The following is a 22186-nucleotide window of genomic DNA, read 5'->3' on the forward strand; positions in this document are numbered from 1 at the left end:
GGCCGCTCAGAGCAGCGGCGCACCGTTCACGGTGAGCAGGATCGAGTACACCGAGGTCGACGCCGTGACGAAGAGGCGGTTGCGCTTGCGGCCGCCGAACGCGAGGTTCGAGACCTCCTCGGGCAGACGGAGCCGCCCGAGGAGCGTGCCGTCGGGGTCGAGCACGTGCAGGGCCTCGCCGGCGGCCACCCAGACGCGGCCCGCCGTGTCGACGCGTACGCCGTCCGGGCCGCCGTCGAGCTCGGCGAACACCTCCCCGCCCGCGAGCCGGCCGCCGTCGACGGCGAAGACCCGCAGGTGCCGGCGGCGCGTGTCCGCGACGTACAGGTGCGTCCCGTCCACGGACAGCGCGAGGCCGTTGGGCCGCTCGAGGTCCGTGGCGACGGCGGTCACGTCACCCGTGGCGGGGTCGACCCGGTAGACGTGGCAGCCGTCGATCTCCGGGTCCGCTCGCTCGCCCTCGTAGTCGGTCGTGATGCCGTACGGCGGGTCGGTGAACCACACCGCTCCGTCGGCGGACACCACCACGTCGTTCGGGCTGTTGAGCCGCCGTCCGCGCCAGCGGTCCGCGAGGACCGTCGTCGAGCCGTCGTGCTCGGTGCGCTCCACCCGGCGCGCGCCCTGCCGGCAGGTGACCACCCGCCCCTGGCGGTCGATCGTGCGGCCGTTCGGGTAGCGGGCCGGCGACTCGAGGACGCTCACCGACCCGTCCGCCTCGTCCCACCGCAGCACGCGGTCGTTGGGGATGTCGCTGAACAGCAGGTACCGGCCGGCGGGCACGTACAGCGGGCCCTCCGTCCAGCGGCCACCCGTCCACAGCCGCTCGAGGCGGCCGTCGCCGCGCACGGCGGCGAAGCGCTCGTCGAGGCGTTCGTAGACGGCGGGGACGGTCTCGGTCATCGCGGGCTCCGGCGGGTCGTGGTGCGTGGTCCGTGCAGGTCAGGAGGCTGTGCGGTGGCTGCACCGTGCCACACGCCGTCGCACCGCGACAACCGGCGCCGGCCGCGAAAAGCCGTGCGCGCGACGCCGCGGCCCACCTACCGTGGGCCCATGGCCAGCACCGATCTGCGCGCGTCCCTCGCCGAGCGCGCCGCCGCCCCCGCCGTGCTGCCGGCGCTGACCGCGGGCGGCCTGACCTGGCGGCCCGCGACGACCGACGACGCGCCCGCGCTCCTGGACCTGCGGAACACGGTCGCCGCCGCGGACCAGGAGCCCTACCGCGAGTCCCTCGCGGAGGTCGCCGAGCTCCTGGGGGCGCCCTGGCGCGACCTCGCGGCCGACACGGTGCTCGGCCTGGACGCCGCGGGCGCGCTGCGCGCCTACGGCGACGTCGAGACGATGCCCGGCGACACGCGGCGCGTCCGCGCGTTCCTGTGGGGCGGGGTGCACCCGGACCGCCGCGGCGAGGGCATCGGCCGGGAGGTGTTCGCCTGGCAGGAGGCCCGGGCGCGCCAGGTGCTCGCGGCCTCCGGCAAGGACGTGCCGGGACGCCTCGCGGGGTTCCTCGAGGACGACGCTCCCGCCGCGAAGGTGCGCCTGTACGAGCGGGCGGGCTTCACGCCGCGGCGCTACTACTCCGACCTCGAGCGGGACCTGCGCGACCTCGACACCCACCCGCTGCCGGTCGTCGACCTCGACGGCGGCCTCCGGCTGGTACCGCTCGACGACGAGCACGACGAGCCCGCCCGCCTGGCCCACAACGACGCGTTCCGCGACCACTGGGGCAGCGAGCCGCAGACGCCGGAGCAGTGGCGCAACGGCCGGGCGACGTACGCGCCCGAGTGGTCGTTCGTCGTCGTGGACCCTGCACCGGACGTCGCGGCCCTGCTCGCCGACCCCGCCACCGACGCCGAGACCGCGGCAGCCCTGCGGGCCGGCGCGCCGCTCGTGGTCGGCTACCACGTCGGGTCGCGGTACACCGAGGACTTCGCGGTGCGCGGCCACCCGTTCGGCTACACGGACACCCTCGGCGTGCGCCGCGCGTACCGCGGGCGCAAGGTCGCGGTCGCGCTGCTCGCCGCGGGGATGCGGGCGTACGCGGCCGACGGCATGGCGGTCGCGGCGCTCGACGTCGACACGCAGAACCCGAGCGGGGCGCACGGGCTGTACGCCAGCCTCGGGTACACGAAGCGCCACGGGTCGCGGCTGCTGACGATCGAGCTCTGACCGCGCAGCGCCCGCGCGCCGCGCCCCGGCCGGGACCGGGAGGCCGGGTTTCGGCGGGAGGGCCCGGGGGCCTAGGCTGCCGGGCGTGACCGACGTCGTTCATCACGGGCTGCTCCCGGCGCCGCCCCCGCGGCTCCTGCCCACCGTCACCTCCCGCGCGGCCGCCGTCGCGCTCGCGATGCTCACCGTGCTGCACCTCGTGGCCCAGGTGGCCGAGGCCAGCACCTGGGCGCGGGTCACGCAGGTCTGCCTGATGCCGCTGCTCGCCGGGACGCTCTGGTGCGCCGCGCCCGCCCCTCGCTCGCGGCTGGTCCGCGTCGTCGCGGTCGCCCTCGGCCTGTCGTGGCTGGGGGACACGGCGCCCGCGGCGTTCGAGGGCGACGCCGCGTTCCTCGTCATGGTGGGCTTCTTCCTGCTCGCCCAGGTGACGTACGTCGTCGCCTTCTGGCCGTCCCGACGAGCGAGCGTCGCGCGCCGACCGGCGCTCCTCGCCCCCTACGCGCTCGCGGCCGCCGCACTCGTCGTGGCGTGCGCCCCCGGCGCGCCCGGCCCGCTCCTGGCCGCCGTGGTCGTGTACGGGGTCTGCCTGGTGGCGATGGCGGTGCTCGCCACGGGCGTGCACCCGCTGGCCGGAGCGGGCGGCGTCGTGTTCCTGGCGTCGGACGCCATGATCGCGCTGGGCGCCTTCACCGGCTGGTTCGACCCGCCCGCCTCCGGCTTCTGGGTGATGCTCACCTACGTCGCGGGTCAGGCGCTGCTGGTCGCGGGGGTGCTCGCGCGCAGCTCCATCCAGGTGTCGGGCTCGGGGACGGGCGTGAAGCCAGCGCGCTCGTAGATGCGCCGGCCCTGGTCGGACGCGCGGAGCAGGACCCGCTTCAGCCCGAGGGACTCGATGTCGGCCAGCGCCCCCGCGACGACGGCGCGGCCCAGCCCGTGCCCGCGGTGCGCGGGGTCGACGATCACGTCCGCGAGCCAGCCGAACGTCGCGCCGTCGGTGACCAGGCGGGCGTAGGCGGCGAGGTCGCCCGTCGCGGCGAGGACGCCGTAGCTGCGCGACCCTGCCACGGCGGCCCGGTGCTGCTCGCGGGAGCGGCCGACGGCCCAGTACGCGTGCGCGGCGAGCAGCTCGTGCGCCCGGTCGGTGTCGATCCGCTCGGGGGCGGTGGTGAAGGCGTAGCCGTCGGGCAGGTGGAGGTCGGTCAGGTCGAGGTCCGGCATGGCGGCAGTGAAGCAGCCGACGTGTCGGAGGTCACGCCTAATCTCGGGACATGGACATCATCCTGGTACCGGGGTTCTGGCTCGACGGATCGGCCTGGGACGACGTCGTCCCGGCGCTCACGGCGGCGGGGCACACGCCCCACGCCGTCACCCTGCCGGGCATGGAGGCGGTCGACGCCGACCGCTCCGGCATCCATCTCGCGGACCACGTGGACGCCGTGGTCGCCGCGATCGACGCCGTCCCGGGCGACGCGCCCGTCGCCCTCGTCGGGCACTCCGCGGGCGGCGGGCTCGTGTACGCGGCCTCCGATGCCCGTCCCGACCGGGTGGCGCACGTCGTCTACGTGGACTCGGGGCCGGCAGCCGACGGGCAGGCCACCAACGCGGACTTCCCGGCCGACGCCGTCGAGTACCCGCTCGACTGGGGCGAGTTCGGCGAGGACTCGCTGCGCGGGATGACGGACACGATCCGTGCCGAGGTGCTGGCGGGCTCGATCCCGCAGCCGGGCGGGACCGTGCGCGAGGGGCACCGGCTGTCCGACGACGACCGCCGGCTCGACATCCCGTCGACGGTCATCGCGTCCGAGATGTCGGCCGAGACCCTGCGCAGCCTGGTGGCGCAGGGGCACCCGTTCGTCGCCGAGCTCGCGCGGCTGCGCGACTACGAGATCGTCGACCTGCCCACGGGGCACTGGCCGATGTTCACGCGCCCGGCCGACCTGGGCGCGGCGATCGTCGACGCCGTCGCGCGCTGAGCCGCGGCGTCAGCCGACCAGGTCAGCCGACCAGGTCAGCCGATCGCCGCGACCGGCGCGCCGAGCGGCTGGCCCGAGCCGTCGCGGCGGTCGGTGCTCTCCGGCAGCTCGGCGGGCTGGCCGGCGCCGCCGACGGCGCGGGCGGGGCCCTCTCCGACCCAGGCCAGGACGAGGCCGTCCTCGCCCTTGAGGAAGCGGTGCGCGCGCACCCCGCCCGTGCCGCGCCCCTTGCCGGGGTACAGCTCGTACGGGGTGACCTTCGCGGAGCCGCCGCCCGTGCCGGGCAGCGCGCCCGACGCCCCCGCCACCGTGACGACGGTGTGCAGGTCGCGGGTCGCCGCCCGCGCGACGCCGAAGAAGACGACGTGCTGGCCCGCGCCGAGGCGGATGCCCGCCATGCCGGCCGCAGCCCGCCCCTGCGGGCGCACGGCGGAGGCGTCGAAGTGCAGCAGGCTCGCGTCGGAGGCGACGAAGACGAGCTCGTCGTCCTCTCCCACCGGTGCGGCGCCCACCACCCGGTCGCCGTCCTTGAGCGCGATGACGTCCCACTCGTCGCGGTTCGCGGGCACGTCGCCCGCCGCGACGCGCTTGACGACGCCGTTCGCGGTGCCGAGGGCCAGGGTGGGCGCGTCCTCGTCCAGGGAGGCCACGGCCAGCGCCGTCTCGCCGGGTGCGAGCGCGACGAGCTCGCTCACCGGGATCCCGCCCGACAGCGACGGCGGGCCGTCGACCGGGGGCAGCGCGGGCAGGTCGAGCACCGACACCCGCAGCAGGCGGCCGGCGGACGTGACGAGGCCGACGTCGCCGCGGGTGGTCGTCGCGACGTCGCCGCGCATCGCGTCGTGGGCGTGCCGGCGGCCGGCGCGCTCGAGCGGCGCGTCCGCGGCCTCGCCCGACGTCCGGGCCAGGAGCCCGGTGGCGGACAGCAGCGCCCGGGTGGGGGAGTCCGCGATCTCCAGGCTGATGGCCGGTGCCCTGCTGCGGCCGTTCGTCGCCGCGGGGGCGGTGGCGCCGCCGGCGGAGTCGAGCAGCACCGTGCGGCGCGGCGTGCCGTAGGTGGAGGCGACCTCGCCCATCTCGGCGCTGACGACGGCGCGCAGGCGCGCGTCGTCGGCGAGGATCTCCTGCAGCTCGGCGATCTCGCGCTCCAGCTCCGACTGCTCCTTCTCCAGCTCGATCCGGGAGAACTTGGTCAGGCGGCGCAGCTGCAGGTCGAGGATGTACGTGGCCTGGGGCTCCGACAGGTCGAAGACGCCCATGAGGCGCTCGCGGGCCGCCGCGGCGTCGTCGGAGGAGCGGATGACCTGGATGACCTCGTCGATGTCGACGATGGCCAGCAGCAGGCCCTCCACCAGGTGCAGGCGCTCCTGCCGCTTGGCGAGCCGGAACGTCGACCGGCGGCGCACCACGTCGATGCGGTGCTCCACCCACACGCGCAGCAGCTCCAGCAGACCGAGCGTGCGCGGCTGGCCGTCGACGAGGGCCACGTTGTTGATGCCGAACGAGTCCTCGAGCGGCGTGGTGCGGTACAGCTGCTCCAGCACGGCGTCCGGGTCGAAGCCGGTCTTCACCTCGACGACCAGGCGCAGGCCGTGGGTGCGGTCCGTGAGGTCCTGCACGTTGGTGACGCCCTGGATCTTCTTGGCCTTCACGCCGTCGGCGATCTTCTCGATCACCTTCTCCGGGCCGACGCCGTAGGGCAGCTCCGTCACGACGATGCCCTTGCGGCGCGGCGTGACGTTCTCGACGCGGGCGGTGGCGCGCGTGCGGAACGTGCCGCGCCCCGTGCGGTAGGCGTCGCGCACGCCGTCGAGCCCGACGATCTTGCCGCCCGAGGGCAGGTCGGGGCCGGGGACGAAGCGCATGACGTCGTCGAGCGTCGCGTCCGGGCGCGTGATGAGGTGCTGGGCGGCGGCCACGACCTCGACGAGGTTGTGGGGCGCCATGTTCGTCGCCATGCCGACGGCGATCCCGGACGAGCCGTTGACCAGCAGGTTCGGCACGGCGGACGGCAGCACGGACGGCTGTGTGAGCTTGTTGTCGTAGTTCGGGACGAAGTCGACGACGTCCTCGTCGAGCCCGGCGGTCATCGCCATCGACGGCGGGGCGAGCCGGGCCTCGGTGTACCGGGGGGCGGCCGGCCCGTCGTCGAGCGAGCCGAAGTTCCCGTGCCCGTCGACCAGCGGCAGGCGCATCGAGAAGTCCTGCGCGAGGCGCACCAGCGCGTCGTAGATCGCGGTGTCGCCGTGCGGGTGGAGCTTGCCCATGACCTCGCCGACCACGCGCGACGACTTCACGTGCGCACGGTCGGGCCGCAGGCCCATGTCCGACATCATGTACAGGATCCGGCGGTGCACCGGCTTCAGGCCGTCGCGGGCGTCGGGCAGCGCGCGCGAGTAGATGACGGAGTACGCGTACTCGAGGAACGACGTCTCCATCTCCGCCGCGACGTCGATGTCGACGATCTTCTCGTCGAACGGCTCGTCGGTGACGGGTGCGCTGCTGCTCTTGCGCGCCATGCGGTGCGGCTCCTGAGTTCGATGGGTGGCTCGGCGGGACGGTCGGTGTCGTGGTCGGGGTCGTGCTCGCTGGGGCGCGGGCGTCCTCCGCGGACGGCACCAGACTCTATCCGGCGGCGCCCACAGGGCCGCGCAGGCGCGGCGACGAGCCGCCGTCGTAGGGCCCGGATAGCCTGCACGGGTGGACGTACCCGACACTCCGGACGAGCGGCAGGACGCTCGGCAGCACCCCGAGTACCCGGTCGCGTGGGAGGCCGACGTCGTGCTGCGCGACGGCACCACCATGCACGTGCGCCCGCTGCGTCCCGACGACGCCGACGCGATCCAGCGCTTCCAGGTGGCGCAGTCCGAGCGCTCGGCGTACTTCCGCTTCTTCGCGCCGGTGCGCCGGCTCACGGACCGGGAGCTGAACCGCCTCACGCACCTCGACCAGCGCGACCGGGTGGCCCTGGTCGCCGTGCGCCCCGGCGTCGACGACGACGGCCGCCCGCGCGAGGACGTGCTCGGCGTCGCCCGGTACGACAAGGTCTCGGCCGCGGAGGCGGAGGTGGCCTTCAACATCGCCGACGCGATGCAGGGCAAGGGCCTCGGCTCGGTCCTCCTCGAGCACGTCGCCGCGGCGGCGCGCGAGCGCGGGGTGCGGCGCTTCACCGCGGACGTGCTGCCGCAGAACTCGTCGATGCTCGCCGTCTTCCGCGACGCCGGGTACGCGGTGAGCCAGCACCTCGACGACGGCGTGGTCACGGTCGCGTTCGACCTCGACCCCACGGAGCGCTCCCGCGAGGTGATGGCCGACCGCGAGCACCGCGCCGAGGCACGCTCGATGCAGGCGCTGCTGTCGGCCCGCCGTGTCCTGCTCGTCGGACCCGGCCCCGTGGGGCCGGCGGGGGCGACGCCGGAGCACCACCTCGCGCAGCGCGTCGTCGACGCCGCCGCGGCCGACCCGGGGGACACCCGGCTCACCGTGCTCGGCGCCCCCGGGCCGGTCCCGGACGCCCCGGGGCTCGCGGTCGCGGCGTCGTGGGACGACGTGCTGGGGGTCGAGGGCGGCGCGGACGACGCTGCGGACGACGGGGCTGCGCACGGCGACGCCGATGACCACGGCGTCGACCTCGCCCTGCTGTCGGTGCCGCCGGACGACGCCGTCGACGCGGTGCGGCGCCTGGCCGGGCGCGGCGTGCGCGGCGTCGTCGTGCTGGCCGCCGGGTACGCGGAGACGGGGCCGGACGGCCTGGCCCGGCAGCGCGAGCTGGTGCGCGCCGCGCACGCGGGCGGGATGCGGGTGGTCGGTCCCGCGTCGTTCGGCCTGCTCACCACGACGCCGGGCGCGCGGCTGCACGCGAGCCTCGCCGAGCGGTCGCCGCGCGCCGGTGTGGTGGGGATGTTCTGCCAGTCGGCGCCCGCCGCCGTCACGCTCACGCGGACGCTCGAGCGACGTGGCCTCGGCGTGTCGGCCCTGCTGTCCGCGGGCCACCGCGCCGACGTGTCGGGCAACGACCTCATGCAGTACTGGCAGGACGACGCGCGCACCGCCGTCGTCTGCCTCTACCTCGAGTCCATCGGCAACCCCCGCAAGTTCTCCCGGATCGCGCGCCGCCTGGCCGGGGTCAAGCCCGTCGTCGTGGTGGTGGCGGGCCGGTCGGGCCAGGTCGTGCCCCCGGGGCACGCGGTGCGTGCCACGCGGGCGCCGCGCCGCCTGCTCGACGAGATGCTGCGGCAGTCCGGCGTCATCCGCGCCGAGAACACCCACCAGCTCATGGACGTCGCGCAGGTGCTCGCGCACCAGCCGCTGCCGAGCGGCAGCCGGGTGGGCATCCTCGCGTCGTCCGCCGCGCTGGCCGCCCTCGTCGCCGAGGCCGCGGCCGCGGCGGGCCTCGTCGTCGCTGCGTCGTCCGACTTCCTGCCGCCGGACGCCACCGACGAGCAGATCGCCCACGTGACCGACGCCCTGTACGCGCCGGGGGCGTGCGACGTCGTCGTCGCCGTCGACGTGCCCGTCGTCGTGCCGCGCACCGGGGCCGTGGCGCGGGCCGTGGCCGAGGCGGCCGCGCGGACCGGGCGCACCACCGTCGCGTCGATGCTCGGCCTCAGCGGCCTGCCCGACGAGCTCGCGACGACGGGCCCGGACGGCACCCCCGTGCGGATCCCCGCGTTCTCCACGCCGGAGGACGCGGTGACGGCGCTCGGCAAGGTCGTGACGTACGCGCGCTGGCGCACGGAGGACCGCGGCACCCACGTGCGGCCGGAGGGGATGGACGCGCGGCGGGCGCGCCGGCTCGTCGAGGGCTGGCTCGCCGACGCCGAGGGCGGCGACGGGCGGGTGCTCACCCAGGACGAGACGGCGGAGCTGCTCGACTGCTACGGCGTCCGGCTGTGGCGCTCGCGGACCGTGCGCACGGCGGACGAGGCCGTCGCGGCGGCTGACACGCTCGGCTGGCCGGTCGCTCTCAAGACCGCCTCGACGGCGCTGCGCCATCGCACCGACCTGGGTGGGGTGCGCCTGGACATCGCGGATGCTGCCGAGCTGCGCGCCGACGTCGAGCGCATGCGGCAGGTCGCGCTGGAGGTCCTGGGGGAGGACGAGCCCGCCATGGAGGTGCAGGCGATGGCTCCCGTCGGGGTGCCGTGCGTCATCCGCTCCGGCGAGGACCCGCTGTTCGGTCCGAAGGTGTCGTTCGGCCTCGCGGGCGACGCGACCGACCTCCTCGACGACGTGGCCTACGGCATCCCGCCCCTGACCGACGTCGACGTGGCCGCCATGGTGCGCACCGTGCGCGCGGCGCCGCGGCTGTTCGGGTACGGCGGCGCGCCGGAGGCCGACATCGACGCGCTCGAGGGCGTGCTGGCGCGCGTGTCCGTGCTGGCCGACGACCTCCCCGAGCTCGCGTCGCTGGAGCTGTACCCGGTCGTCGTCGGCTCGGTCGGCGTGAGCGTGCTGCACGCCGTCGTCCGGCTGCGGTCGGCGGCCCAGCGGGCGGACGCTCCCCGGCGCGCGCTGCCCGGCTGATCCACGCCTGACGCCCGGCTGGGTGTCGGTCCGGGCGCCGCCCGTTCGTCGTGCTGATGACAGCCGACCAGCGAGGAGCGCACCATGACCACGACTCGGACCGAGGGCGTCGCCTCGGCACCCGCCGTCCCGCCCATCGTCGACCGGGAGGCCTGGCGGGCCGCCCGCGAGGACCTGCTCGTCCGGGAGAAGGCGCACACGCGGGAGGGCGACGCGATCGCCGCCGCCCGCCGCCACCTGCCGATGACGGAGGTCGACGCAGGCTCCGTCGTCGTCGGGCCCCACGGCCCCACCACGCTGCTGGACCTGTTCGCCGGGCGCGAGGAGCTCGTCGTCTACCAGCACATGTGGCACCCGGGCGCGCCGGTCGAGGACCAGTGCGCGGGCTGCACCCTCACGTACCTCGCCGTGCAGGACCCGGCCTACCTCACCGCCCGTGGCGTGTCGTTCGCGGTGCTGGCGCAGGCGACCTACGCCGAGCTCGCGCCGTTCGTGGAGTTCATGGGCTACCCGCAGCACTGGTACGCGCTCGCGGACCCCGCGTCCCGCGGGGAGGACGAGATCGTGCGCGGCGACAACTCCGGCACCTGGGTGTGCTTCCTGCGCCAGGGCGACCGCGTGTTCCTCACCGGCACGCTCACGGGGCGAGGCTGCGAGGCCACGATGCCGGCGCTCGCGCTGCTCGACCTGACGCCCCGCGGCAGGGTCGAGTCCTGGCAGGAGTACCCCGAGGGGTGGCCGGACGGCAGGGAGCCCGGCTGGTTCTGGCGGGCGCACGCGGACGGGTCCGGCAGCGGCTGGGGTGCGGGCCGGCCCACCGCCCAGTGGGCGCGCCCGGACGCCGGCCCGGCGGGGGAGTCGGGTCACGACCACCCGCACGGGACGGCCCGCCCGGGCGATGGTGGTCTCCCGCCGGGGGTGGTGGGAGAATGCGCGGGTGCCGCATGCGACCGCCCGTGAGAACCTCCGTGCCGACCTCTCCGCCCACGTGCGCCGGGCCGGGTACTACCCGGACCTCGTGGAGGACGTCCTCGACGTCGCCCTCGCCGACGAGGACGTGCTCGCGCACCTCGTCCAGGCGGAGACCACGTTCGACGACGCCGTGCGCCGGCACCTCACCGTGCTGGCCCTCACGCCGACGCGCCTCGTCACCGCGCACGTCGACGACCACGAGGGCGACGCCGCCCACCCGTCGTCGGCGGCCGCGACCACGGAGGCCGTACCGCTGAGCGAGATCCGGTCCGTCGCGCTCACGCACGTCGTGGACGAGCCGGCCGAGCACCGGCCCGGCGACAGCGCGTCCGAGCTCACGCTCGCGATCGGGTGGGGCGCCGTCTCCCGCGTCGACCTCGAGCCGGCGCAGTGCCCGGACCCGAACTGCGAGGCCGACCACGGCCTCACCGGCACGCTCACGCCCGACGACGTCGTGGTGCGCGTCAGCGGGGCCGCGGAGGGTCGGGACGCCCTGCGCCGCGCGATCGCGTTCTCGCGCTCCCTGTCGGCGGCGACCGGGACGGGCGGGCGCGCCGCCCGATGACGGCGACCCTCGCGCTGCCCGACGGCCTCCTCGCCCCCTCCTACGGGACGGGCTCGCTCGCCGCCGTCCTGCCCGCCGTCGCGGGGGCCCTCGGGGCGGACCTCACGACGGCGACCGGGCTGCGGTCGGCGGACTGCCGCGACGCGCTCGGGCTGCCGTCCGGGGTGCAGCGCGCGGTCGTGGTCCTCGTCGACGGCCTGGGCCTGGCCAACCTCGCCGAGCGCGGCGGGCACGCCCCGTTCCTGCGCTCGCTGGCCGCGGACGGCCGGTCGGTGCTGTCCAGCTTCCCCTCGACGACGGCGGCGGCGCTCGCGACGTTCGGGACCGGCACGGCCCCGGGGCGTACCGGGCTCCTGGGCTACACGCAGCGCAACCCCGCCACGGGCGGCCTGGCCACCACGGTGTCCTGGACCGAGCAGTCCGACCCGTACCGGCCCACCAAGCTCTCCGGGCCGATGCGTGCCGAGCCCGAGGACGTGCAGCGCGAGCCCACGGTGCTCGAGACGCTCGTGCGGGACGGCGTGCGCGTCACCTCGCCCGGTCCCGCCCGGTTCGCGGGCTCCGGGATGACCCGCGCGGCGCTGCGCGGGCCGCGCTACCTGGCCGCTGAGGGGCTGGACGCCCAGGTGGGCGTCACGGTGCGTGAGCTGCGCGCGCCAGGCCTCGTGTACCTCTACCACGGCGCCGTGGACAAGGCGGGCCACCAGCACGGCCCGCAGTCGTGGCAGTGGGGCGACGCCCTCGAGGAGACGGACTCCGAGCTGCGCCGCCTCGTGCGCTCCGTACCGAAGGGCACGCTCGTCGTCGTCACGGCCGACCACGGTCAGGTGACGGCGGACCTCTCCCGCCAGCACGACGTCGCCGCGCACCCCGAGCTCGCGCGCGACGTCGCGCTCCTCGGCGGCGAGCCGCGCGCCGGCCACGTGTACGTCGCGCCCGGCGCCGACCCGCGGGACGTCGCGGCGCGCTGGGCCGCGGTGCTCGGCGACGACGCGCTCGTCGTCCTGCGCGACGACGCCGTCGCGGCCGGCTGGCTGGGCCCGATGGCCGACCACGTGCTCCCCGCCGTGGGCGACGTCCTGGTCGCGGCGCGCGGAGCGGCGACGGTGGTCGACTCGCGCCTGCACCCGTCCGGCGCCCGCGAGATGCCGGGCGTGCACGGGTCGCTCACGCCCGCGGAGATGGTCGTGCCGCTGCTCGTCGCGCAGGCGTAGCGCACGTCGTCCGCCGTCCGGGTCGGGCGCGCGCCGCGCCGAATGTCGTGGCGCGCTCGCGTGCCGGGTGCCACGATGCCCAGATGGAGCAGCTCATTCAGGGCGGCCAGGACCCCGCGCCCCGGTGGACCCGCGCCACCGTGTACCCGGACATGTGGGTGGACCCCGACGACGACCCGCGGGAGAGCGACGTCGAGCTGGTCGACGAGCGGGCGATCCTGCTCGACGCGCTGCGCTCGTACCGGCTGACCGTCGAGATGAAGTGCGCCGACCTGGACGCGGAGCAGCTCGCCCGCCGCTCGGTGCCGCCGTCCACGATGTCGCTGCTGGGCCTGGTGCGGCACCTCACGGAGGACGAGCGGCACGTGCGCCGCATCATGACCGGCGAGGACGCGCCGTGGCTGTACCGCAGCGAGACGCACCGTGACGGCGACTGGGACGGCGCCGTCGCCGACCCCGCCGTCGTCGACGAGGCGTTCCGGCACTGGCGCGAGGAGATGGCCGCCACGGACCGCATGGTCGACGGCATCGACGACCTCGGCGCGACGAACGCCGGCTTCTCCGACCTCGGCGCGGAGCCGGGTGGCGCGATCTCGCTGCGGGAGCTGCTGCTCAGCCATGTCGAGGAGTACGCGCGGCACTGCGGGCACGCGGACCTGCTGCGGGAGTGCGTGGACGGGCGCGTGGGCCAGTAGCGCGGCGCACGACGCCGGGGAGGCGCGAGTTCTGACAGGATCTGGCCCATGGCCGAGCTCGTCTTCTTCTCCGGGACCATGGACAGCGGCAAGTCGACGCTGGCGCTGCAGACCGACCACAACCACGCGGCGCGCGGGCGGACCGGGCTGATCTTCACCCGCGACGACCGCGCCGGCACGTCCCGGCTGTCGTCGCGGCTCGGGCTCGAGGTGGACGCCCGCGAGGTCACCGACGACACCGACTTCTGGGACGTCGTGGCCGCCGAGCGGCAGGCCGGTCGCGTCGTGGACTACCTCGTGTGCGACGAGGCGCAGTTCTACTCCCCGGCCCAGGTCGAGCAGCTCGCCCGGCTCGTCGACGAGGTGGAGCTGGACGTCTTCGCCTTCGGCATCACCACCGACTTCCGCACCCGGCTGTTCCCCGGCGCGGCCCGCCTCATCGAGCTCGCGGACCGCGTCGAGGAGCTGCAGGTGCGCTCCCTGTGCTGGTGCGGCGCGCGGGCCACCCACAACGCGCGCACCGTCGGTGGCGTGATGGTCGTCGAGGGCGACCAGGTGGTGGTCGGCGACGTCGCGGGCGCGCCCGACGGCGGACCGGTGTCGTACGAGGTGCTGTGCCGGCGGCACCACATGCGACGCATGACGCAGGCCGACGCCCGCCGCCGCGCGCCCGTCACGGACCAGCTGGACCTGGGCGACGGCGCGTAGCCGTCGGACGGAACCGGGCCCGAGGTCGCGCCGCGGTCAGGACGAGGGGCGGCCGCCGCCGAACACGATCTCGTCCCAGCTCGGCACCTGCGCACGGCCCTTGCGTCCCGGGCGTCGCCCGCCCGCGGGCTTGTCGCTCCGGGGCGCCGGTGCGGCGGGCTGCGGCCCGGCGGCGCCCTGCGCGGGCGGACCGCTGGGTGCGGGCGCGTCGTCGACGACGTCGGGACGGGTGTCCTGGTGACCGTCCCGGTGGGCGTCCGCGGCGCCGCCGGCCTCCTCGGACCCGTCGTCGTCCTGGTCGGGCGGCAGCACCCCCGGCACCGGCCGGCGCGCGGACGACGGGTGGGTCGAGCGGTCGGGGGTCGGGCGCAGGCCCGCCCGGCGCGACCCGAGGTCGACGACGCTCGCGCCCGCCAGGTCGGCGTGCTCCGGCTCCGGCTCCGGTGCGCCGGTCGACACGTCGGCCGGGGGAGCGCTGACGTGGCCGACGGGGACCGGCTCCGGCGGGGGTGGGACGTCGTCCGCCGCGCGGGCGGGCGCCCTCCGGCGGTCGCCGGGCCGCTGTCCGCGCCGGCCGGCGAGGTCGTCCAGGAGCAGCGCCGTGGTGTCGTCGTCGGGGTGCCGGCGGGGGGCGGCGGTCCGGCCGCTCAGCGAGGGCACGCCCAGCACGTCGGGGGAGACCGGGTCGTCCGGCTGGCCGAGCCAGCGCGCCTCGTCGTCGAGCGGTGTCACGACGCGGCCCTTGGGGTCGAAGGTCCAACGGGCCGACCGGTCGCGGTCGCCGGCGGAGAACCGCACCTCGACCACCCACGGCGCGGTGCCGTCGCGGCGGGCGGACCAGCGGGCCTCGTCGGCCGTGACGCCCCTCGCAGCCAGCCGCGTGTCGGCGACCTCGCCGAGCGTCGTCGCCTCGTCGTCGCCCGGCAGCCGGTGGGCGCGCACCTGACCGATGACGTGGTCGCGCTCCGCGGCCACGGGCCACTCGTAGCGCTGCACGTGCTCGACCGGGAGCCCGGACTCCTCGGCCAGCTCCTCGACCGACGCCCCCGCGCGCAGGCGCGCCTGGAGGTCCCGCGGGCGCAGGGTCGTCGCCGCCTGGGCGCGCAGCGCCTCCGTGCGCGGTCGGTCGCGTCGCACCGCGGCGCGCAGCGCCTCCGTGATGGGCAGGGTGCTCTCGGTGCCGTCGGGGCCGCGCAGGACCAGGCGCTCACCGTCCTCGTGCAGCCTCACGAGCTCGAGCTCGGCCATGCTTCCTCCCTCACAGGTCGCCCTCGGGAACTCCGTCGGGGCGGGTCCGCCTGTTCGAGGGTGCCATCGGCGCGGGGCGGCGCCGCGCAGGCGCGTCGGTGTGCCGTCGATTGGCGCGCCCCGGGCGGGCGGGCCTGGGAGGATGGCGTCCCGTGGACGCGTTCACCTCCGGCCCCGTCTCCTACCTGGAGCTCGTCGCCGTCTTCGTCGCGGCGGTCTCGGGAGGGCTCGCCGCGGTGCGCAAGCGTTTCGACGCGTTCGGCGTCCTCGTCCTCGCGTGGGTGACCGGGCTCGGCGGCGGGATCCTGCGCGACGTCCTGATCGGCGACACGCCCCCGGTCGGCATCTCGAGCTGGCGGCTCGTGCTGGCCGCGCTCGCCGCGGGCGTGATCATCTTCTTCTTCCACCCGGGCCTGGAGCGGATGCGGCGCTCCATCCTCGTGCTCGACGCCGCCGCGCTGTCGCTCTTCGTGCTGCAGGGGACCACGAAGTCGCTCGACCTCGGCGCGGGCGTCCTCGCCTCCGTCGTGGTCGGGGTCCTCACCGCCGTGGGGGGCGGGATCCTGCGGGACGTGCTGGTGGGCGAGGTGCCGCTCGTGTTCGCGGACCGCCAGCTCTACGCCGTGCCCGCGCTCGTCGGCGCCGGCCTCACCGCGGTGCTGTGGCACGAGGACCTGCTGCAGGTGTGGACCGCCCTCGGGGTGGTGGTCCTGGTCTTCGGGTTCCGCATCGCGTCGCTCGCGCGCGGGTGGACCGTGCCGCACCCCGGCCCCGGCTGGACCGCCCGGTGGGGGCGGCGGTCGGGCAAGATGTAGGCCGTGGACGAACGAGCGGCGACCGGGGACCGGACCGACGGAAGCGACACCGGCACCGACTTCGAGGTCGGCGTCGACGTCGAGGCGCTGCGGGCGCTGGCCCGCAGCCTCGCCTGCGAGGCGGGGGCGCTGGTGCGCGACGGCCGCCCGGAGCGGGTCGAGGTCGCCGCGACCAAGTCGTCCGACGTCGACCCGGTGACGGACATGGACCGCGCGGCCGAGGCCTTGCTGCGCCGGCGGCTGGCCGCGGAGCGGCCCGACGACGCGATCCTCGGCGAGGAGGGCGACGACGTCCCGGGGACGTCCGGGCTCACCTGGGTGCTCGACCCGATCGACGGCACGGTCAACTACGTGTACGGCGTCGCGTCCTATGCCGTCTCGGTGGCCGTCGTGGCGGGTCCCGCCGACCCGGGGCGGTGGACGGCGCTCGCGGGCTGCGTGCACTCGGTGGTCGACGGGCGCACCTGGACCGCGGCCCGGGGCGGCGGGGCGGAGCGCGACGGGCGGCCGCTGAGCGTGCGCCGGCCGGACGCGCTGTCGCGGTCGCTGGTCGGCACGGGGTTCGGGTACGCGCCCGAGCGGCGCGCCCGGCAGGCCGAGGTCCTCGTCGACGTCCTGCCCCGGGTGCGCGACATCCGGCGGATCGGGTCCGCGGCGATCGACCTGTGCCTGCTCGCCGAGGGAGCGCTCGACCTCTACTACGAGCGCGGGCTCAACCCGTGGGACCTGGCGGCCGGTGCGCTCGTGGCCGCGGAGGCCGGGGCGTGGGTCGGCGGGCTGCACGGTCGTGGCCCGGGCACCGCCATGACGGTCGCGGGCGCGACCCCGGTCGTGGCGGAGCTCGTCCGGTTGCTCGAGGACGCCGACGCCGACCGTCCGGACGACGCCGCGCGCGGCTGAGCGGCTGACGAGGTTCGGTCGTTCCACGCCCGGGCGCCAGGGTGAAAAACTGCGTCAGGCCGACCGTCACGCCGAGGGCGGACAGCGCATCGCGGCGGTGCGTCGTCGCAGGTCAGCGGCCGATCGTCGCGCTGTGACACGAGGAACAGCGCGTGGTGTCGCGCGCCCGCCCGAAATGGTGCACAATCCGTGGGCCGACCGGGAACAAAACCTGGTCACCGAGCATTATCAGCGCGTACCGATACCGACACCACGGAGCGTGACCACACAGATGGCAACCGACTACGACGCCCCCCGCAAGAACGACGAGGACGTGGAGCAGGACTCGATCCAGGAGCTCCAGGCGCGTCGTTCCGACAAGTCGTCGGGTGTCGTCGACGAGGACGAGACGGAGGCCGCGGAAGGCTTCGAGCTTCCCGGCGCCGACCTGTCCGGCGAGGAGCTCGCGGTCCGCGTCCTGCCCCGCCAGGCCGACGAGTTCACCTGCACGAGCTGCTTCCTCGTCCACCACCGCAGCCAGCTGGCCTACGAGAAGAACGGCCAGATGATCTGCACGGAGTGCGCCGCCTGACCCCAGGTCGGGGCGCCAGCACCACGGACGACACGGGCCGTCACGTCGAGGACGTGACGGCCTTCGTCGTTCCGGGGGGGCGGCGACGACGGTGCCGACGTGGCCGGGCGCCCGCGCTCAGCGCGCGAGCGCTGCGGCCAGCTCCTGCGGACGCCGGGTCGACAGCAGCCAGTACGGCGTCGGGTCGAGCGGGTCCTCGAGGTCCACGCGCACGCCGGTGCGCGCCCACGCGCGCAGGCACACGAACGCGCGCGCGTCGAGGGCGGGGCCGAGGGCGGTCCGCATCGCCTCGGCGTCGTCCATCGTGGTGACCTCGCCCAGGAGGTCGACGGCGATCTGCGCCTTGCCGGCGCGCAGCCGCCCGTCGGCCACCTCGATCACGGGCGCGGTCGCGACGAGGGTCGCGAGGGTGGCGGCCGCGACGAGCAGGCCGACCACGGCACCGACCGCGTGCGCCAGCGGCCACAGGGTCACCCCGACGATGACGCCCAGCCCGACGGCGCCGCACCAGGCCGCCGGCCCGGGGGACAGCCGCTCCCGGAAGACCGGGCCGGTGACGGTGGGCGGGTGGGCCGCGTGCTCGCTCATGGGCCCATCATCCCAGCACCGCGGCACGGATCCGCCCGGTCGGGGCGACGCCTGTGAGCCGTCCGCGGGTCGGCTACGCTTCCCGGGTGCCTGACACCGCCAGCCAGCCCGTGACGCCGCCCGCGAGCCGCGACGCCAGCCACGTGAGCACGGACCCGAGCACCGTCGACGTCCTCGTCACCCTGCTCGACGACGTCCCGACCCCCGCGTACGCGCACCCGGGCGACGCGGGCGCGGACCTTGTGACCACGGTCGACGTCGAGATCCCTCCGCAGGGCCGCGTCGTGGTCCCCACCGGCGTCGCGATCGCGCTGCCGGAGGGGTACGCCGCGTTCGTGCACCCGCGCTCCGGTCTCGCGGCGAAGCACGGGGTGACCGTGGTGAACGCCCCCGGCACGATCGACGCGGGCTACCGGGGGGAGATCAAGGTGATCCTCCTCAACACGGACGTCGCCGAGCCGGTGCGGCTGCGCCGGGGCGACCGCGTGGCGCAGCTCGTCGTGCAGCGGGTGGAGCACGCCCGTTTCCTCGTGGCGACGACGCTGCCCGGGTCGCACCGCGGCGCGGGTGGGTTCGGTTCGAGCGGCGGTTTCGCCGGCGGCTGACGCCCCCGGGCGCGGACCGGAGGCGTGCGCGAACCGGTCTACTGTGGGAGATGGGTAGGGCTCGTCCGGCCGCCGGGCGAGCAGGACGACGAGAAGGAGACCTCCGTGGGGCTGTTCCGGCGCAACGCGTCGCAGAAGGCGACCGACGAGGCCCGCGAGCCCGCGGCCGCGGAGGCCGCGGCGCCCGCCACCGGCGCCGACGCCGCCACCGACCGGGGAACCGACGGGGCCGCGGGGGAGCGTCCCCAGCGCGGCCCGTTCGACTCGACCCAGGTGACGGGCATGGGCCCGCGCGTGGACCTCGGCGCCGTCTGGCTGCCCGTCCTGCCCGGCCTCGAGCTGCGCATGGAGGTCGACAAGAAGACCCAGAAGGTCACCGGGGTGTCCGCGACGCTCAACGGGTCCGGCCTGCAGGTCCAGGCGTTCGCCGCGCCCCGTACGGAGGGCATCTGGGACGAGGTGCGCGCCGAGATCGGGTCGTCCATCACGCGCCAGGGCGGCACGGTCGACGACGTTCCCGGCACGTTCGGGCGAGAGCTCATCGCGCGCATCCCCGCCACCGGGCCCGACGGCAAGCCGGCGGTGCGTCCCGCCCGCTTCGTGGGCGTGGACGGGCCGCGCTGGTTCCTGCGCGGCGTGCTGTCCGGGCGCGCCGCGGTCGACCCGGAGGCTGCGAAGCAGCTCGAGTCCGTGTTCGCGAACGTCGTCGTCGTGCGGGACGGCAACCCCCGCCCGCCGCGCGACCTGCTCACGCTGACCCTGCCCAAGAGCGCGCGCCAGGGCGATGCGCCGGGCGGGGACGCCACCGCGGGCCCGGAGGGCGCCGCGCCGCAGACACCGTCGTTCGACCCGCTGACCCGCGGGCCGGAGATCACCGAGATCCGGTGAGCGACCCGGCCGCGAGGCCAGCTCGTCCACCAGCCTGGAGCTGTTGATGTCCCTGCGAACCGCCGTCCGGCACGCGCTGGCCTCGGCCGACGAGGTCGCCGCCGACGAGGAGCGCCACGAGGCCGCGGCCCACCGCGGCTGCACGCCGGTCGCCGACCTGGGTGACCGCCGTCGGGCGAGCGCGGCCGGCGTGCTGCGCTCGGTCGTGCTGCGCCCCCGCGAGGGCGTCCCGACCGTGGAGGCCGAGCTGTACGACGGTTCCGGCTCCCTCGACCTCGTGTGGCTCGGGCGCCGGGCCATCGCGGGGATCGACCCGGGGCGCCGCATCCGCGTCGAGGGCCTGGTGTGCGACATCGACGGGCGGCGCACCATGTTCAACCCGCGGTACGAGCTGCGCGCGCGGGCCGGCGAGTGAGCGACGGGTACCCCGCGGCGGGGAAGCCGGCCGGCCCGACGGAGCCCGTGACGTCGGCGGTGCCCGCGGCGGACGGGCGTGGCGTGCGGGCGGTCACGGGCGACTCGTTCTCGTTCGGGCAGGCCGTCGGCGGTGTGCGCGGCGTGGTCGAGGCGGTGCTGCCCGGCCTGCTCTTCGTGGTCATCTACGTCGTCGCGTCGATGGGCGGCGACGAGCGCGGTGCGCTGACCTGGGCGCTGATCGCGTCGGTGGGCGCGGCCCTCGTCGCCGTCGTGGCGCGGCTCGCGCAGCGCACGCCGATCACGCAGGCCCTGGGCGGGCTGCTCGGCATCGGCGTGGGCGTGTTCTGGGCGTGGAGGTCCGGCGAGGCCCAGAACTTCTACGTGTGGGGGCTGTGGACCAACGCCGCCTACCTCGCGGCCATCCTCGTGTCGCTGGCGGTGCGCTGGCCCGTCGTCGGGCTCGTGGTGGAGGCGGTGCGCGGCGGGTTCGCCGACGTCGCCGCCGAGCGTGCCCGGCACGCCGACGACGAGCAGCCGCAGGACGGGCCCGCCGGCACCGGTTCGCCCGAGACCGCCGCGCCCGGGGCGACCGCGCCGGACGCCGGCCCGAGCCCCCTCGCCGCGCTGGTCGCGTGGCGCAAGGACCCGGAGCTCGTCCGGCGCTACACCCTCGCCACGTGGTTCTGGGCGGGGCTGTTCGCGGTGCGCCTGGCGGTCAAGGTGCCGCTGTACTTCGCCGACAGCGTCGGCTGGCTGGGCACCGCCCACCTGGTGCTGGGCGTCCCGCTCTGGGGCCTGGTGCTCTGGCTCACCTGGGTCGTCGTGCGCGGCGCGCACTCCGGCCGGCCCGCGGCCGACGCGGACGAGCCGGCCCGACCCGGCGCCTAGCGGTCGTCGCCAGGTCCCTCGTCGTCGCCGGGGCCGGGCTCGTCGTCGAGGCCGTCCACCGCGGCGAGCTCGGGCGCCACGAGGGGGTCGCCCGCCGCGATGGCGGGGACGGCCGGGGCGCCGTGGCTGAGCAGGTGCTGGAGCGACTCCTCGTCCGCCTGGCTGCCCATCACGAGCACCAGCTCGTCGCCGGTCTCGAGCGTGTCGTCCACGGTCGGCGCCAGCGGCTGCGCGCCGCGCACGATGCACGCGAGCACCGTGTCCGTGGGCCAGACGACGGAACCGACGCGGGCGCCCACGAGCGGCGAGTCGTCCGGCAGCGTCACCTCCACGATGTCCGCGCCGGACTGGTGGAAGGTGAAGATCCGCACCAGGTCCCCGACCGCCACGGCCTCCTCGACCATCGCGGTCATGATCCGCGGGGTCGACACGGCGACGTCGACGCCCCAGGAGCCGTCGAACATCCACTCGTTCTTCGGGTTGTTGACGCGCGCCACCGTGCGGGGCACGCCGAACTCCGTCTTGCACAGGAGCGAGAAGACGAGGTTCGCCTTGTCGTCGCCGGTGGCGCCGACGACGACGTCGGCGCTCGTGACGTCCGCGGCCTCGAGCGAGGACAGCTCGCAGGCGTCGGCGAGCAGCCAGTCGGCCTCGGGCACCTGCGCGACCCGCATCGCCGCGGGGTTCTTGTCGATGAGCACGACGTCGTGGTCGTGCGAGAGGAGCTCGCGGGCGATCGACCGGCCGACCGACCCTGCCCCGGCGACGACGACGCGCATCAGCTCTCCTCCTGCCGCGGCTCGTGGGTGAGGACCCGCTCGACGGCGGCCGCGTCGTCGGCGCGCATGAGGACGTGCAGCACGTCGTTCTCCTGCAGCACGGAGCCGGCCGTCGGCAGGACGCCGTCGGTGTAGCGCGACAGGAAGGCGACGCGCGCGCCGGTGGCCTCCTCGATGCGGTGCACCGTCAGGCCGGCCCAGCCGGGGTGGTAGTCGATCTGCGCGAGGCGTACCTGCCCGGAGGGGTCGCGGTACTCGTCGGTGGCGCCCAGGGGGAGCATGCGGCGCAGCACCTGGTCGGCCGTCCAGCGCACGGTCGCGACCGTCGGGATGCCGAGGCGCTGGTAGATCTCCGCGCGCTGGGGGTCGTAGATGCGGGCCACGACGTTCTCGACGCCGTACGTCTCGCGCGCGACGCGCGCGGCGAGCACGTTGGAGTTGTCGCCGTCGGACACGGCGGCGAAGGCGTACGTGTCCTCGATGCCCGCCTGGACCAGCGTGTCGCGGTCGAAGCCGACGCCCGTCACCTTCTGCCCGGAGAACCCGGCCGGCAGACGGCGGAACGCGTCGGGGTTCTGGTCGACGACGGCCACGGAGTGGCCGTGGGACTCGATCGTCTGCGCGAGCGTCGAGCCGACGCGGCCGCAGCCCATGATCACGAAGTGCAC

Annotated in this window: 23 protein-coding genes; 16 read left to right on the forward strand and 7 right to left on the reverse strand. The window is 75.9% G+C overall.

Features of this window, described 5'->3' with window-relative positions; all coding sequences use genetic code 11:
• Window positions 1-6 precede the first annotated feature (6 nt).
• Complete coding sequence (locus ACFQ8T_RS03890; RefSeq protein WP_430545249.1) at window positions 7-900, reverse strand: SMP-30/gluconolactonase/LRE family protein; 894 nt, start codon at window positions 898-900, stop codon at window positions 7-9.
• Between the two features lie 150 nt (window positions 901-1050).
• On the opposite strand from ACFQ8T_RS03890, the gene ACFQ8T_RS03895 reads away from it, so the two are divergent.
• Window positions 1051-2166 carry a GNAT family N-acetyltransferase gene (locus ACFQ8T_RS03895; protein WP_430545250.1) on the forward strand — a complete coding sequence of 372 codons (1116 nt, stop codon included), beginning with the start codon at window positions 1051-1053 and terminating at the stop codon, window positions 2164-2166.
• 85 nt (window positions 2167-2251) lie between these two features.
• Window positions 2252-3001, forward strand: coding sequence for a lysoplasmalogenase family protein (locus ACFQ8T_RS03900; protein ID WP_430545251.1), 750 nt, complete (start codon window positions 2252-2254; stop codon window positions 2999-3001).
• On the opposite strand, the gene ACFQ8T_RS03905 is transcribed toward ACFQ8T_RS03900, so the two are convergent.
• A complete protein-coding gene (locus tag ACFQ8T_RS03905; RefSeq protein ID WP_430545252.1) occupies window positions 2914-3384 on the reverse strand; it encodes a GNAT family N-acetyltransferase in 471 nt (156 codons plus the stop codon). The two genes, ACFQ8T_RS03900 and ACFQ8T_RS03905, sit on opposite strands and share 88 nt — an antisense overlap.
• A 50-nt stretch (window positions 3385-3434) precedes the next feature.
• On the opposite strand from ACFQ8T_RS03905, the gene ACFQ8T_RS03910 reads away from it, so the two are divergent.
• Window positions 3435-4139 carry an alpha/beta fold hydrolase gene (locus tag ACFQ8T_RS03910; RefSeq protein ID WP_430545253.1) on the forward strand — a complete coding sequence of 235 codons (705 nt, stop codon included), beginning with the start codon at window positions 3435-3437 and terminating at the stop codon, window positions 4137-4139.
• Between the two features lie 35 nt (window positions 4140-4174).
• Here ACFQ8T_RS03910 and ACFQ8T_RS03915 read toward each other — a convergent pair whose 3' ends face one another.
• Window positions 4175-6658 (reverse strand): DNA topoisomerase (ATP-hydrolyzing) subunit A, encoded by a 2484-nt coding sequence (locus ACFQ8T_RS03915; protein ID WP_430545254.1) that lies wholly within the window; start codon window positions 6656-6658, stop codon window positions 4175-4177.
• Between the two features lie 181 nt (window positions 6659-6839).
• Between ACFQ8T_RS03915 and ACFQ8T_RS03920 the strand changes: the two genes are divergently transcribed.
• The 6 genes from ACFQ8T_RS03920 (at window position 6840) to ACFQ8T_RS03945 (ending at window position 13819) form a co-directional block, all read left to right on the forward strand.
• Entirely contained in the window at window positions 6840-9665 is a 2826-nt protein-coding gene (locus tag ACFQ8T_RS03920) for a GNAT family N-acetyltransferase (protein ID WP_430545255.1), read from the forward strand.
• A gap of 84 nt (window positions 9666-9749) precedes the next feature.
• Window positions 9750-10625 (forward strand): DUF899 family protein, encoded by an 876-nt coding sequence (locus ACFQ8T_RS03925; RefSeq protein WP_430545256.1) that lies wholly within the window; start codon window positions 9750-9752, stop codon window positions 10623-10625.
• Window positions 10603-11202, forward strand: coding sequence for a DUF5998 family protein (locus ACFQ8T_RS03930; protein WP_430545257.1), 600 nt, complete (start codon window positions 10603-10605; stop codon window positions 11200-11202). Before ACFQ8T_RS03925 ends, ACFQ8T_RS03930 begins: the two co-directional genes overlap by 23 nt.
• Entirely contained in the window at window positions 11199-12416 is a 1218-nt protein-coding gene (locus ACFQ8T_RS03935; RefSeq protein ID WP_430545258.1) for an alkaline phosphatase family protein, read from the forward strand. Before ACFQ8T_RS03930 ends, ACFQ8T_RS03935 begins: the two co-directional genes overlap by 4 nt.
• An 83-nt stretch (window positions 12417-12499) precedes the next feature.
• Window positions 12500-13111: a DinB family protein gene (locus tag ACFQ8T_RS03940; RefSeq protein WP_430545259.1), complete on the forward strand. Its 612-nt coding sequence runs from the start codon at window positions 12500-12502 to the stop codon at window positions 13109-13111.
• Window positions 13112-13159: 48 nt separating this feature from the next.
• Window positions 13160-13819 carry a thymidine kinase gene (locus tag ACFQ8T_RS03945; protein WP_430545260.1) on the forward strand — a complete coding sequence of 220 codons (660 nt, stop codon included), beginning with the start codon at window positions 13160-13162 and terminating at the stop codon, window positions 13817-13819.
• 36 nt (window positions 13820-13855) lie between these two features.
• On the opposite strand, the gene sepH is transcribed toward ACFQ8T_RS03945, so the two are convergent.
• The gene (gene sepH / locus ACFQ8T_RS03950) at window positions 13856-15067 is read right to left on the reverse strand and encodes a septation protein SepH (RefSeq protein ID WP_430545261.1); all 1212 of its coding nucleotides are present in this window, start codon (window positions 15065-15067) and stop codon (window positions 13856-13858) included.
• A gap of 152 nt (window positions 15068-15219) precedes the next feature.
• Between sepH and ACFQ8T_RS03955 the strand changes: the two genes are divergently transcribed.
• The 3 genes from ACFQ8T_RS03955 (at window position 15220) to ACFQ8T_RS03965 (ending at window position 17353) form a co-directional block, all read left to right on the forward strand.
• Complete coding sequence (locus tag ACFQ8T_RS03955; RefSeq protein ID WP_430545262.1) at window positions 15220-15882, forward strand: trimeric intracellular cation channel family protein; 663 nt, start codon at window positions 15220-15222, stop codon at window positions 15880-15882.
• Window positions 15883-15969: 87 nt separating this feature from the next.
• Window positions 15970-16782, forward strand: coding sequence for an inositol monophosphatase family protein (locus ACFQ8T_RS03960; protein ID WP_430545604.1), 813 nt, complete (start codon window positions 15970-15972; stop codon window positions 16780-16782).
• A 271-nt stretch (window positions 16783-17053) separates the two neighbouring features.
• Window positions 17054-17353, forward strand: coding sequence for a DUF4193 domain-containing protein (locus ACFQ8T_RS03965; RefSeq protein ID WP_429729811.1), 300 nt, complete (start codon window positions 17054-17056; stop codon window positions 17351-17353).
• 117 nt (window positions 17354-17470) lie between these two features.
• On the opposite strand, the gene ACFQ8T_RS03970 is transcribed toward ACFQ8T_RS03965, so the two are convergent.
• A complete protein-coding gene (locus ACFQ8T_RS03970) occupies window positions 17471-17941 on the reverse strand; it encodes a DUF3093 domain-containing protein (protein WP_430545263.1) in 471 nt (156 codons plus the stop codon).
• Between the two features lie 143 nt (window positions 17942-18084).
• Here ACFQ8T_RS03970 and dut point away from each other — a divergent pair, with 143 nt between their 5' ends.
• From dut to ACFQ8T_RS03990, 4 genes are all read left to right on the forward strand, one after another.
• Window positions 18085-18546, forward strand: coding sequence for a dUTP diphosphatase (gene dut, locus ACFQ8T_RS03975; protein ID WP_430545605.1), 462 nt, complete (start codon window positions 18085-18087; stop codon window positions 18544-18546).
• Between the two features lie 105 nt (window positions 18547-18651).
• The gene (locus tag ACFQ8T_RS03980) at window positions 18652-19434 is read left to right on the forward strand and encodes a DUF3710 domain-containing protein (protein ID WP_430545264.1); all 783 of its coding nucleotides are present in this window, start codon (window positions 18652-18654) and stop codon (window positions 19432-19434) included.
• A 46-nt stretch (window positions 19435-19480) separates the two neighbouring features.
• Window positions 19481-19849, forward strand: coding sequence for an OB-fold nucleic acid binding domain-containing protein (locus ACFQ8T_RS03985; protein ID WP_429729800.1), 369 nt, complete (start codon window positions 19481-19483; stop codon window positions 19847-19849).
• Window positions 19846-20739, forward strand: coding sequence for a DUF3159 domain-containing protein (locus ACFQ8T_RS03990; RefSeq protein ID WP_430545265.1), 894 nt, complete (start codon window positions 19846-19848; stop codon window positions 20737-20739). The genes ACFQ8T_RS03985 and ACFQ8T_RS03990 overlap by 4 nt, the downstream gene beginning before the upstream one ends.
• Here ACFQ8T_RS03990 and ACFQ8T_RS03995 read toward each other — a convergent pair.
• Together ACFQ8T_RS03995 and ACFQ8T_RS04000 are read right to left on the reverse strand one after the other, a co-directional pair.
• Window positions 20736-21518 (reverse strand): potassium channel family protein, encoded by a 783-nt coding sequence (locus ACFQ8T_RS03995; RefSeq protein WP_430545266.1) that lies wholly within the window; start codon window positions 21516-21518, stop codon window positions 20736-20738. The two genes, ACFQ8T_RS03990 and ACFQ8T_RS03995, sit on opposite strands and share 4 nt — an antisense overlap.
• On the reverse strand, window positions 21518-22171 hold the full coding sequence (locus ACFQ8T_RS04000; RefSeq protein WP_430545606.1) for a potassium channel family protein: 654 nt from the start codon (window positions 22169-22171) through the stop codon (window positions 21518-21520). The genes ACFQ8T_RS03995 and ACFQ8T_RS04000 overlap by 1 nt, the downstream gene beginning before the upstream one ends.
• Between the last annotated feature and the right edge of the window lie 15 nt (window positions 22172-22186).

The organism is Isoptericola sp. NPDC056618 (assembly GCF_042792715.1).
GTDB lineage: Bacteria > Actinomycetota > Actinomycetes > Actinomycetales > Cellulomonadaceae > Isoptericola > Isoptericola nanjingensis.